Source organism: Polyangium sorediatum, assembly GCF_029946465.1.
Classification (GTDB): Bacteria; Myxococcota_A; Polyangia; order Polyangiales; family Polyangiaceae; genus Polyangium; species Polyangium fumosum.
Genome location: NZ_JARZHI010000138.1, coordinates 1 through 11,066, shown reverse-complemented (window position 1 = coordinate 11,066; position 11,066 = coordinate 1). Strand labels below are relative to the sequence as shown.

General features: G+C 71.6%; 12 protein-coding genes. 10 read left to right on the top strand and 2 right to left on the bottom strand.

Annotation, left to right across the window (positions count from 1 at the left end; all coding sequences use genetic code 11):
- Positions 1 to 145: 145 nt before the first annotated feature.
- Positions 146 to 1,543, bottom strand: coding sequence for a serine/threonine-protein kinase (locus tag QHF89_RS49150; protein WP_136971255.1), 1,398 nt, complete (start codon positions 1,541 to 1,543; stop codon positions 146 to 148).
- A gap of 331 nt (positions 1,544 to 1,874) precedes the next feature.
- Between QHF89_RS49150 and QHF89_RS49145 the strand changes: the two genes are divergently transcribed.
- From QHF89_RS49145 to QHF89_RS49135, 3 genes are read left to right on the top strand one after another with little or no spacing between them, the layout of a single operon-like run.
- The gene (locus tag QHF89_RS49145) at positions 1,875 to 2,075 is read left to right on the top strand and encodes a hypothetical protein (RefSeq protein WP_136929996.1); all 201 of its coding nucleotides are present in this window, start codon (positions 1,875 to 1,877) and stop codon (positions 2,073 to 2,075) included.
- 18 nt (positions 2,076 to 2,093) lie between these two features.
- Positions 2,094 to 3,173 carry a hypothetical protein gene (locus tag QHF89_RS49140; RefSeq protein WP_136971256.1) on the top strand — a complete coding sequence of 360 codons (1,080 nt, stop codon included), beginning with the start codon at positions 2,094 to 2,096 and terminating at the stop codon, positions 3,171 to 3,173.
- A 5-nt stretch (positions 3,174 to 3,178) separates the two neighbouring features.
- Positions 3,179 to 3,574 (top strand): hypothetical protein, encoded by a 396-nt coding sequence (locus QHF89_RS49135; RefSeq protein ID WP_136971257.1) that lies wholly within the window; start codon positions 3,179 to 3,181, stop codon positions 3,572 to 3,574.
- Between the two features lie 31 nt (positions 3,575 to 3,605).
- Here the strand turns inward: QHF89_RS49135 and QHF89_RS49130 are convergent, their stop codons facing one another.
- Complete coding sequence (locus QHF89_RS49130) at positions 3,606 to 4,388, bottom strand: prolipoprotein diacylglyceryl transferase family protein (protein ID WP_136971258.1); 783 nt, start codon at positions 4,386 to 4,388, stop codon at positions 3,606 to 3,608.
- Positions 4,389 to 4,412: 24 nt separating this feature from the next.
- Here QHF89_RS49130 and QHF89_RS49125 point away from each other — a divergent pair, with 24 nt between their 5' ends.
- The 7 genes from QHF89_RS49125 to QHF89_RS49095 form a co-directional block, all read left to right on the top strand.
- Positions 4,413 to 5,147, top strand: coding sequence for a CPBP family glutamic-type intramembrane protease (locus QHF89_RS49125; protein ID WP_136971259.1), 735 nt, complete (start codon positions 4,413 to 4,415; stop codon positions 5,145 to 5,147).
- Between the two features lie 13 nt (positions 5,148 to 5,160).
- Positions 5,161 to 6,582 (top strand): serine/threonine-protein kinase, encoded by a 1,422-nt coding sequence (locus tag QHF89_RS49120; RefSeq protein ID WP_284721990.1) that lies wholly within the window; start codon positions 5,161 to 5,163, stop codon positions 6,580 to 6,582.
- 12 nt (positions 6,583 to 6,594) lie between these two features.
- Positions 6,595 to 7,881: a putative metal-binding motif-containing protein gene (locus QHF89_RS49115; protein WP_136971260.1), complete on the top strand. Its 1,287-nt coding sequence runs from the start codon at positions 6,595 to 6,597 to the stop codon at positions 7,879 to 7,881.
- The gene (locus QHF89_RS49110) at positions 7,878 to 8,369 is read left to right on the top strand and encodes a hypothetical protein (RefSeq protein ID WP_284721989.1); all 492 of its coding nucleotides are present in this window, start codon (positions 7,878 to 7,880) and stop codon (positions 8,367 to 8,369) included. Before QHF89_RS49115 ends, QHF89_RS49110 begins: the two co-directional genes overlap by 4 nt.
- 79 nt (positions 8,370 to 8,448) lie before the next feature.
- Positions 8,449 to 9,429 carry a pyruvate dehydrogenase (acetyl-transferring) E1 component subunit alpha gene (gene pdhA / locus QHF89_RS49105; protein ID WP_136930006.1) on the top strand — a complete coding sequence of 327 codons (981 nt, stop codon included), beginning with the start codon at positions 8,449 to 8,451 and terminating at the stop codon, positions 9,427 to 9,429.
- Complete coding sequence (locus QHF89_RS49100; protein WP_136930007.1) at positions 9,426 to 10,412, top strand: pyruvate dehydrogenase complex E1 component subunit beta; 987 nt, start codon at positions 9,426 to 9,428, stop codon at positions 10,410 to 10,412. The genes pdhA and QHF89_RS49100 overlap by 4 nt, the downstream gene beginning before the upstream one ends.
- A 27-nt stretch (positions 10,413 to 10,439) precedes the next feature.
- On the top strand, positions 10,440 to 11,066 hold a 627-nt coding region (locus QHF89_RS49095; protein WP_284721988.1), incomplete at its 3' end, for a biotin/lipoyl-containing protein.

Below are 11,066 nucleotides of genomic sequence, written 5' to 3'. Positions count from 1 at the left end.
TTCTTCGTCGGCCTGTTTGAAAAACTGCGCGGAGCGCAGTTTTTCAACCCTGGGTCCAGCGCCTCGCTGGTCCGGGGTCGAGGGGGCGGACAGCCCCCCGCGGGGTCCGGGGCAGCGCCCCGGCGCGACGCTCCACGATGGGATCCTACCGCGCCATGATGACGACCAGGAACGCCACGAGCGCCACGAGCGCGAGGCCGGCGACGGCGTAGACGGCGCGCCGAGGCTTCGGCACTGCCTCCACGAGCGCGGCGTCTTGCGAACCCGACTCGGCGAGCGGCGCGTCGGGGACCTCCTCGGACTTCTTGCGGAGGTAGTCGTCCCAGAGCACGACGGGCACGGCGCCTGACGAGGATGCCGCCTCTTCTGCGGCTGCTGCGATGAGCCCGGCGGGGATTGAATCGGCGTGCGTTACGTCTTGCTCGTCGGGCGGCGCGGAGTCGCGCCCGAGGATGGGCAGGCCGTGTGCGCCGGAGGGGGGCATGCTGATCGGCGCGGGGCGCACGGTGTCGCGCATGTCGAGGGGCACTGCGTAGGCCGAGGTCGTCTCGTCGATCATCGGCGGCGGCGCGAACTCGGTCGAGGTCACCTCGTCGGCGATGGCGTTTATGCCGGTCATGACGGGCAAGGGCGGTGGGGCGGGCACGATCGACGGCGGCGGCGCCACCTTCATCGCGGCTGCGGGGGTCAGGCCGGGCCGGTCGTCGCCGAGCAGCGGCGTGAGGGCTTCGAGCAGCTCGTCGGCGGTGCTCCATCGCTTGTCGACGTCGCGCTGGAGACAGCGGTCCACGACGGCGGCGATGCGCGGGTCGGCGTCGGGCATCAGGTCCGACAAACCGCGGATGCGGCCGGAGAGCACCTCGGCTGCGGCGCCGTAGGGGGTGAGGCCTTGAAAGACGCGGCGACCGCTCAGCAGCTCGGCGAGGACCACGCCGACGGACCAGAGGTCGGTGCGGTGATCGACGGTCTTCAGCCCGCGGACTTGCTCGGGGCTCATGTAGGCGGGCGACCCCATCGTCTTGCCGGTGGCCGTGAAGTCTGCGCCTTGCTGGAGTGTCTTGCTGACGCCGAAGTCGAGGATCTTGAGCACGGGGGCCTCGCCGCCGGGCTCCTCGTGGAGGAAGAGGTTCGAGGGCTTGAGGTCGCGGTGCATCACGCGTGCTGTGTGTGCGGCCTTCAGGCCTCGCGCGGTCTCGGCCGCGATGCGCAGCGCGACAGCGGGGACGATCTTGCGCTCGCGCACGAGCTTCTCGCCCACCGTCTCGCCGCTCAGCATCTCCATCACCAGGAACGGGTCGCCTGCGTCGGTTTGTCCGACGTCGTAGATCTCGACGACGTTGCGGTGGACGATGCGGCCGCAGGCGCGGGCTTCGCGGAGGAGCCGGAGGCGCGCGTCCTCGGAGGCGTCGAGCCCGCGGAGGAGCTTCAGCGCGACCTCGCGCTCGGTCAGCTCGTTGATCGCTGCCCATACGACGCCCATCCCCCCCTCCCCGAGGGGGCGCACGAGGCGGTATTTTCCACCGATCCTGGTGCCGGCTTTCATCAACGTTTCGCTCGCGTCGGAAAGGTTACGCTCACCGCCCGCGCGAGCCTAGAACAACCCGCCCCGAGCATCTGTTCGTCGCTGGCAAATTCACTCACCACCTGGCGCGATTCCCTTACCACCTCGCTCGATTCCCTTGCTACCAAGCTCGATTCCCGCACCCCCTGCCCCCTCTTCCTCTCCTCGCGGGCGCGGGGTGATTTGCGCGGGTTCGACCGTCTCCCGTGACGGAGAGAGGTTGGGGGGGAGGGCCGAAATCGTCTATAAGCAGAGAGGGTGCAACCTGGGCCCGCGCACCCGCGCTTGGCTTTGGCCCGACGAGGGGTTGTCGATGAAGGCTTCTTTTTTGCGGATGGCGTCGCGCCTGAGCTTCTTCGCGCTCGTGGGCGCCGGGTTCGGCGCGCGTGACATGTGCCTGGGCAACGACGGACCTCCGCCGCCTCCGCCCCCGGCGCCCGGCGACGCAGGCGAGGACGGGGCCATGACCAAGCGGCCGGCGCTTCCCCTGCAGGAGGGCGCGCGCGCCATCTGAGGCGCGCCGAGGCGTCACATGGAAGCGGAAGGGCGGCTTCATAGGTGGTTCGGTTCGGCGTTCGCCATCCCGGCGCCGCCGCTCGATGCCCCGCTCGCGGGCCTCGATCACCTGCGCCGCCTCGGCCTGCGCTTGCTCGGCCCGTTCCTCTCGCGCTCGCTGCTCATCGATCGTGAACGCCGTGTCGCCGTCCTCGGCTCGGTCCTCATCGTGGGAGCGTTTCTCCTGGCCTCGTCGTGGCCCGTGGTGATGCTCGTGCTCGGGCCGCTCGTCTGGGGCATCCCGCACGTGCTCGCGGACGTGCGTTACCTCGTGGCGCGGCCGGGCCTGCATCGGCGGCCGCTCGTGCTCGCGGCGATCAGCGTGGGCATCCTCGCCGCGGGCCTCGGCTTCGGGGTGCGCGGGGGCCTCGCCGGCGCGGCGCTCGCGCTCTGCGTGGCGCGGACGTCGTGGTCGCGTAGGTTGATCGGGCTCTCGGTCGTGGGCGCGCTCTTCCTCGTCGCGCAGCGCGCGGGGTGGTTCGCCGACCTCGCCTTCGCGCACCTGCACAACCTCGTCGCCGTCGTGATCTGGTGGGCCTGGCGGCCACGAAAATCGCGCCTGCACCTCGTGCCGATCGCGCTCTTCGCGGCGGGCACGGCGGCGCTGCTGCTCGGCGCGGCAGCGCCCTTGCTCGCGTGGAGCGGCGGCGCGGAGGCGCCCTGGACCGGGCTCGGGATGCGGTACCTCTCGTGGACGTTGAGCCCTGCGCCGACGGGCCCGCTCGCGGTGCGGTTCGTGGTGCTCTACGCGTTCGCGCAGGCGACGCACTACATCGTCTGGTTAAGGCTCATGCCCGAGGACGATCGTCCGAGCAAGACGCCGCGCTCCTACCGGCAGAGCTTCCGCGCGCTCGCGGGGGACATCGGCGGCACGATCCTCTGGCTCTCGGCGATCGGCGCGCTCGCGCTCATCGTGTGGGCGTTCTTCGGCCCGGGTGTCGCGCGGGATGGCTACCTGCGGTTCGCGTTCTTCCACGGCCACCTCGAGCTCGCCGCGGGCGCGTTGCTCTGGGCCGAGGGCTTCCGCCCGGCGTCCTCGAACCAAGCCTCCACCTGACGCGGATGTCGACCGGGGAGGCGCTCGCCCGGTACGTGGTGGCGTTCGTCCTGACGCAGGCGATCGAGGTGCCGATCTACAGGCGCGCGCTCGGCGTGCGCCCATTCGTCGCGTTCGGCGCGAGCGCGATCACGCATCCGGTCGTGTGGTTCGTCCTGCCCGCCGTGTGGCGAGCGCTGTACGTGGCCGCGATCCACGCCGATCGGCGGTTCGTGCTGGGGGAGCTTGGGTACTACCTCGGCTACGGCGTGCTCGCGGAGGGGTTCGCCGTGGTGGTGGAGGCGGCGTACTTCTGGAAGGCAGGGATCACGGCGCGGAGGGCGTTCGGGTGGGCGCTCGCGGCGAACGTGGTGAGCTCGCTGCTTGGGCAAGTGCTGCGGGCGGCGACGGGGTGGCCTTGAGCAGGCGCGAGCACAGCGTGGAGCCGGGGTTTCACCCCGGACCCGACGAGGGGCTGTCCGCCCCTCGACCCGGACCAGGGCACAGCCCTGGACCGCGGGTGCATCGACCGCGATGCGGTCGATGCAGCAGGAGCAAGGTGATGCCGATCGGGATCATCACCCCGAGGCAAACTCCCTGCGCCGCGGTGAGCCCGTGCCACCGGGGATCCGAGAAACGACCGTCTTCCGCGCGCAAAAAATCCAGCCCGAAGCGCAAGGCGCCATAAGCCAGCGCGAGCGCGCCCGTCACGACGCCCGGCCGCGACGCGCGGCGCGACACGAGCACGACGAGCACGACGAGCAGCGGCGTCGCCATCCCTTCGAGCAAGCCGAGGTCGAAGCGCGCGCCGCCCGGGTACTGCACGGCGAGGAAGGACGACGAGAGCCGGCCCGGATGATCGTGCGCGAAGGCGCACGCCGCGCGCGCAAAGATCCATCCGAACGGAAAGGCGTACGTGGTCGCGTCCGCCGCGACGAGCACGGGCATCCGGAGCGCCCGCGCGAGGCCCACGAGGCCCACGATCGCGCCCAGGCAGCCGCCCGCCGACGAGAGCGTCCCGCCTCCGCCCACGAGCCTGCCCACGCCGTACGCGCCGCCGATCGCCGCCGCCACCGTGCCGATCGCCAGCGCCTCGATCGCCCCCTTCGAACCGAGCGCGAGCGCGCGCGCGCGCCGCACGAGGACGAGGTGGTTCACGATCACGGAGAGCGTGAGCAAGAGGCCGAACGCGTGAAGGCCAAACGGCAAAGCGGGAAACGTGAACCAGGGAATCACGTGAGGCTGCTACGATGCCACGGCATGCGCGAGGAAGGCACGAGCCCGCGAGCGTCCTCCATCCCGCGCGCGATCCTCGTCTTCGCCGTGGCCTGCGCGCTCCTCGCGATCCTCCGGTTCGAAGGCATGGCGCTCGGCTGCGTGCTCGTCCGGCCGATCGCGCCGCTGCTCGATCCACGTATGCACAGGCACGCCGGTTGGGTCCTCGCCCACGTGGTGTTGCTCTTCGCCGTGCCGCTGGTCCTCGCGCGGATCGGGCTCAAGGAAAAGCCTGAAAACCTCGGGGTCGGGATCGGGGACGCGCGGCGCTGGGGGAGGGTGACGCTCGGGCTCCTGCCCCTCGTGGTGATCAGCGCCGCGATCCTCTCCCGCGTGCCCGGGGTCGCCGCGCACTACCGAGCCCACACCGCGGGGATCTCCGGGATCGAAGGGTGGATCGGGTGGATCGGCATGTGGGGCGCCGCGTTCTTCGCCTGGGAGTTCTTCTTCCGGGGCCTGCTCGTCGTGGGCCTCGCGCAAGACCTCGGCGGGCCGGCCGCCGTCGTGCTGCACCTCGTGCCTTTCACCCTCGTCCACGTGGGCAAGCCCGCTCTGGAGGTCCTCCTGACCGTTCCGGGGGGCCTCGTCTTCGGCGCCCTCGCCTTCCGGGGTCGCTCGATGCTCGGGCCCTTCCTGCTTCACTGGGCGCTCGGCGCGAGCCTGGATCTGTTCGTCGCTCGAAGCGTATCCGCCCTTCCCTCGATCGCCTCTGGCGGCTAAAACCGTCGAACGCGTGCCCGAGCCCCAACCCTCCCAGCCCGATCTCGAGCTGCCCAGGATCATCGGGCGTTACGAGGTCTTACGCCTCGTCGGCGAAGGCGCGATGGGCCGCGTGCTCTGCGCCCACGATCCGGTGCTCGGCCGCGACGTCGCGGTGAAGCTCCTGCGCTCCGATCTGCTGATCCCGCGTGACGTGCGGGAGGGGCTGCTCGCCCGCATGCGGCACGAGGCCCGCGCCGCCGCGCGTGTCGCGCACCCGAACCTCGTGACCCTGCACGACATGGGCGAGGACGGGCAGCTCGGGCTCTACCTCGTGTTCGAGTACGTCGAAGGCCCGACGCTCAAGCAACGCCTGAAGGCCGGCGTGATGCCAGCCGGCGAGGCCTCGCGGCTCGCGCGCGAGCTCGGCAGCGCGCTGACGTTCGCCCACGGCGAGGGCATCCTCCACCGCGACATCAAGCCCGAGAACATCATCCTCTCGCGCACCGGCGGAAAGATCGCCGACTTCGGCATCGCCAAGATCCCCGACTCGACGCTCACGCACGCAGGCGGGCTCATGGGCACGCCCGCCTACAGCGCGCCCGAGACGTTCGGCGGGAAAAATTTCTCCCCGGCGAGTGATCAGTTCTCGCTCGCCGCGTCGCTGTACGAAGCGATTTGCGGCGAGCGCGCGTTCCCCGGCGACGACGCCGTCGAGGTCGCAGGGCGGATCGCTCGGGATCCGCCGAACCGCTTCGCCGCGCGCCGCGGCCTGCCCGCCGCCGTGGACGACGTCTTCGCCGTGGCGATGGCGAAGGCCCCGCACGATCGCTTCGAGAGCTGCGCGGCGTTCGGCGAGGCCCTCGCCGAGGCGCTCGCGCCCGCCGTGGAGCCGCCGCCGCCGCGCGCGACCGCGCCGAGCGCGCCGAGCCGCGCGACGGCCGCGTCCATCCACCACGAGGCGCCACACGTCGCAGCGGACGTGCTGCCGTCCGAGCGCAAGCGCGGGCAAGTGCTGCTCGGCATGGCCGTCGTCACGCTCACGGCCCTCTTGCTCGTGCGCCTGGCGCTCCACGACAAGGGCGAGGGCACGGACGATCGCGCCCTGCCCTCGGCGAGCGCGTCGGCCGACGTCCTGCCGCCCGCCTCAGCGGACAAACCTCGCCCGATCGTGTCCACGCCGCGCACCTCGCGCCCGCGCGTCGGGCCGGCGAACTCCGCGAACGACGATCCGAACGACGATCCAAACGATGATCCTCCGGAGGCCGACGCGGGCCCGCCGATCCCGACGGACGCGGGCCTCGACGCGAGCGCGCCTGCGCCTTCCGGGTCGGCCGTACCCTCGGCATCGCCCACGAGCGTCCCGTCGGCGAGCCCCACGAGCGCGCCCTCCGCCCTTCCCTCTTCCCCGGCGTCGGCCCCCTCCCAGGCCGCACCCACGCCGGCCAAACCGTAGAGGTCCTTCGCCATGACCATGCGCCCACGCCGTTCTCTTGCTTCTCTCGCCCGAGCCGCCGCCGCCGCGGCTCTGCTCCTCGGCACGTCGAGCGCCGCCTACGCGGCGCAGTCGCTCACCGTGGGGAACACGGGCCAGCCGGCGACGTTGCCCGGCGACGTCACGAACGACTTCAACGTCCTGACCATCAAGAGCGGCGCCGTGCTGCGCGTGCTCGCGAAGGGCTCGGGGCCCTCGACGGGTCGCCTGCACATCCGCGCCAACCGCATCATCATCGAGTCCGACGCCTTGATCGATGCCACGGGCTCGGGTCACCCCGGCAAGGCGGGCCAGCCCGGCGAGGGCATGGGCGGCGGCCAGGTGAACGGCAACAGCGCGGGCGGCGGCGGCGCCTACTTCGGCGGCGGCGGCGACGGGACGACCCAGGCCCCCACGTGCGGCGGACCCTTTGGCCTCGGCGGCTCGTCGTACGGCACCCCCGCGACGCTCGACCTCGGCAGCGCGGGCGGCTCGGGCAGCGCGACGCCCGGCATGGGCGCGAGCGGCGGCAACGGCGGCGGCGGCGTCTGGCTGCAAGCCGCGCGCATCGAGATCAACGGGACGATCGCGGCGAACGGCGCGAACGGCAACGTGCTCGCGAACATCGGCGCGGGCGGCGGCGCGGGCGGTCACGTGATCCTCGACGCGTACGTCATCGACTGGGGGACGAAGGCGCAGATCACGGCGAAGGGCGGCGCGGGCGGGATCGGCACGATCGGCGTCGGCGGCTCGGGCGGCGGCGGCATCGTGCGCATCCACGCGAGCACCGTCTCGGCGCCGCCGGTGGGCGTCATCGACGTGAGCGGCGGGCCGTCGCCGATGAATTGCTCCACGGGCGCGGGGGATCAGGGGACGAACGAGTTCGACGATCAGAACGTCGAGTGCTTCGACCTCGACGGCGACGGCGTACGCTCGGTCCTCTGCGGCGACACCGACTGCGACGACACGGACGCGGAGATCGCGCCGGGCCTGCCCGAGCTCTGCAACACCAAGGACGACAACTGCGACGGGCAGATCGACGAGGGCGAGACGGACTGCGCGCAGGGCCTGATCTGCAAGGCGGGCAAGTGCGGCTCCGAGGTGAACCCCGACGCGGGCACGACCGACGGCGGCGTCGCGCCGCCGGCACCCGAGACCGTCGAGTACCGCGGCGGCTGCTCGCTCGCGCCGACGGCCCAGGGAGGCTTCGCGCTCGCGGGCCTCGGGATCTCTGCTGCACTCGCGGGGCTGCTCGCGCGAAGGGCGAAGAAGGCGCGATGAGACCTGAAGCGAGGCGCGGGACGCGCAAGGCGACATGGCTTTTGTTCTCCGTGGCCCTCGCGGCCGCCCTGCCCTACGGCTGCGGCTCCGAGGAAGAGGGCCCGCTCTTCCCCAGCGCGAGCGGCACCGGGGGCGAGGGCGGCACAGGGGGCAGCGGCGGCGCGGGCGGTGAAGGCGGCCAGGGCGGCGAAGGCGGTCAGGGCGGCACGGGCGGCGGCGCGGCGTGTGATCCGGGCACGGGCGCGACCGCGTGCGACACCTGCGTCTACGACCAGTGCTGCGCGGCGGCGGTCGTGTGCGACGAAGGGACGCCCTGCGACGCGTTATGGACCTGCGCGCGTTCGGCCGGGTGTCTCTCCCCCACGGAGGCGGACTTCGACGGTTGCGCCGTCAAGGCCTGTCCCAAGGAGGCGACGACCGAGGCCGTCTCCGACCTCGAATCCCTGGCCGGTTGCATCCGGACGAGTTGCGGGGAGACGTGCGGATGATGCAGACGGGAAAGCCGGGACTTGACAGAATCACGCCCGCGGAGGACACGCACACGGGCCGGGAGGCTGCGATCACCTCATGACCACGACGCGAAAGCATTCCGACGAGCTCCACCTCGCCCTGTATCGAAAGATGTTCCAGATCCGCCGCTTCGAGGAGGAAGCGGCGCGCGCGTACGCGCAGGGCAAGATCGGTGGGTTTCTCCATCTCTACATCGGCCAAGAGCCGGTGGCCGTCGGCGCCGTGGCGGCGCTCCAGCCGACGGACTACGCGATCACCACGTACCGGGATCACGGCCTCGCCCTCGCCCGCGGGATGACCTCGCGCGCGGCGATGGCCGAGCTCTTCGGCAAGGTGACGGGCTGCTCGAAGGGCCTCGGCGGCTCGATGCACTTCTTCGACGCCGAGCACAACATGCTCGGCGGCTACGGCATCGTGGGCGGCCACGTGCCGCTCGCCGTCGGCACCGCGTTCGCCTCGAAGTATCGGCAGGACGGGCGCGTCGCGATCGTCTTCCTCGGCGAGGGCGCGGTGAGCATCGGCGACTTCCACGAGGGCATGTCGCTCGCGGCGCTGTGGAAGCTGCCGATCGTGATCGTGGTCGAGAACAACGAGTACGCGATGGGCACGTCGCTCGCGCGCACGCTCTCGGTCGAGGACGTCTCGCTGAAGGCGGTGGGCTACGGCATGGCGCGGGATCGCTTCTTCGCGCACCACGTGCTCGAGGTGTACGACCGCCTCGGCGAGGCGATCGACCGCGCGCGGACGACGAGCGAGCCGACGCTGGTCGAGGTGCGCACCTATCGCTTCCGCGGCCACTCGATGAGTGATCCGGGCAAGTACCGCACGTCCGACGAGCTCGAAGAGCGCAAGCGCAAGGACCCGCTCCTGGTCTCGCGCGGCGAGCTCGAAGGGAAAGGCCATCAAGAGGCGCTCCAGAAGATCGAGGCCGAGATCGAGGCCGAGATCGAGGACGCCATTCGTTTCGCCGAGGAGAGCCCCGAGCCGGGGCCCGAGCTGCTCGAGGCGACCACCTACAAGGGAGCATTCGCGCGATGAGCGTCATGCGCTACAGGGAGGCGGTTCGCGCCGCCATGATCGAGGAAATGGAGCGCGACGAGCGCGTCTACCTCATCGGCGAGGAAGTCGGCGCATACCAGGGCGCCTACAAGGTGAGCGAGGGCATGCTCGAGCGCTTCGGCCCGAAGCGCGTGATCGACGCCCCGATCACGGAGAGCGGCTTCACGGGCATCTCGATCGGCGCGGCGATGGTCGGGCTGCGGCCGATCGTCGAGTACATGACGTGGAACTTCTCGGCTGTCGCGTTTGATCAGATCCTGAACAACGCGGCGAAGATCCGGCAGATGTCGGGCGGCCAGCTCCACGTGCCCATCGTGCTGCGCGCGCCGAACGGCTCGGCGCGGCAGGTGGGCTCGCAGCACTCGCACGCGATGGAGCATTTTTACGCGCACGTGCCCGGGCTCAAGGTGCTCGCGCCCGCGACGCCCGCCGACGCGAAGGGGCTGCTCAAGGCGGCGATCCGTGACGACGACCCGGTGCTCTTCATGGAGAGCGAGACGCTCTACAACGTGAAGGGCGAGGTGCCGGACGATCCGGACGTCGTCGTGCCGATGGGCCAGGCGCGGATCGCGCGCGAGGGCAAGGACGTCTCGATCATCGCGTACGGTCGCCCCGTGCACCTCGCGCTCGAAGCGGCGGCGCAGCTCGAAAAGGAGGGCATCGACGCGGAGGTCGTGGACCTCCGGTCGCTGCGCCCGCTCGACGAGCAGGCGCTCGTGCGGACGGTGCAAAAGACGCACCGCGCGGTGCTCACGTACGAGGGCTGGCCGTACGGCGGCGTGGGCGGCGAGATCGTCGACCGCATCCAGCGCCTCGCCTTCGACGAGCTCGACGCGCCGATTCTGCGCGTCACGTTCCGCGACGTACCCATGCCGTACAACGCGAAGCTCGAGCAGTATGTCCTGCCGCAACCGGATCGGATCGCCGACGCGGTCCGCGAGGTGCTGTACCGGAAGGGCTGAACGTCACACGCCGATCGGAGACGTCACATGGCCAAGGTTCTCGATATGCCGAAGCTGTCCCCCACGATGGAGGAGGGACAGATCAGCGTCTGGCACAAGAAGGAAGGGGATACGATCGGCGTCGACGATCTGCTCGCCGAGGTGGAGACCGACAAGGCGACGATGGAGTATCGGTCCTTCGACAAGGGCACGATCCTCAAGATCCTGACGCCCGAAGGCAGCGTCGTGCGCCTCGGACAACCCGTGGCGATCATCGGCGCGCCGGGCGAGGACGTTGCCGCCCTCGTCGCGAAGGCGGGCGGCGGCGAAGCGCCGGCCGCGGCGCCGGCCCCGAAGGCCGAAGCCGCGCCCGCGCCCGCGCCTGCGCCCGCCCCCGCAGCCGCGCCCGCGCCTGCTCCTGCTCCCGCAGCCGCTCCTGCGCCCGCAGCTGCACCCGCTCCCGCGGGGGAGCCTGGCCGGGTCAAGGCCTCGCCGTACGTCCGCAAGCTCGCCCGGGAGCGGGACCTGAGCCTCACGGGCGTCACGGGCTCGGGCCCCGGCGGCCGTATCGTCGCGCGGGACCTCGACACGCTCCCGAAGGCCGCGCCCGCCCCGGCACAGGCCCCCGCGGCCGCGCCCGCCCCGGCGCCCGTGGCCGCCGCGCCGGGCGAGCTC

Excerpts from the sequence above, each read along its gene's own strand:
- QHF89_RS49150 (WP_136971255.1), bottom strand. The coding sequence starts at position 1,543 with ATGAAAGCCGGCACCAGGATCGGTGGAAAATACCGCCTCGTGCGCCCC.
- QHF89_RS49145 (WP_136929996.1), top strand. The coding sequence starts at position 1,875 with ATGAAGGCTTCTTTTTTGCGGATGGCGTCGCGCCTGAGCTTCTTCGCG.
- QHF89_RS49140 (WP_136971256.1), top strand. The coding sequence starts at position 2,094 with ATGGAAGCGGAAGGGCGGCTTCATAGGTGGTTCGGTTCGGCGTTCGCC.
- QHF89_RS49135 (WP_136971257.1), top strand. The coding sequence starts at position 3,179 with ATGTCGACCGGGGAGGCGCTCGCCCGGTACGTGGTGGCGTTCGTCCTG.
- QHF89_RS49125 (WP_136971259.1), top strand. The coding sequence starts at position 4,413 with ATGCGCGAGGAAGGCACGAGCCCGCGAGCGTCCTCCATCCCGCGCGCG.
- QHF89_RS49115 (WP_136971260.1), top strand. The coding sequence starts at position 6,595 with ATGACCATGCGCCCACGCCGTTCTCTTGCTTCTCTCGCCCGAGCCGCC.
- QHF89_RS49110 (WP_284721989.1), top strand. The coding sequence starts at position 7,878 with ATGAGACCTGAAGCGAGGCGCGGGACGCGCAAGGCGACATGGCTTTTG.
- pdhA (WP_136930006.1), top strand. The coding sequence starts at position 8,449 with ATGACCACGACGCGAAAGCATTCCGACGAGCTCCACCTCGCCCTGTAT.
- QHF89_RS49100 (WP_136930007.1), top strand. The coding sequence starts at position 9,426 with ATGAGCGTCATGCGCTACAGGGAGGCGGTTCGCGCCGCCATGATCGAG.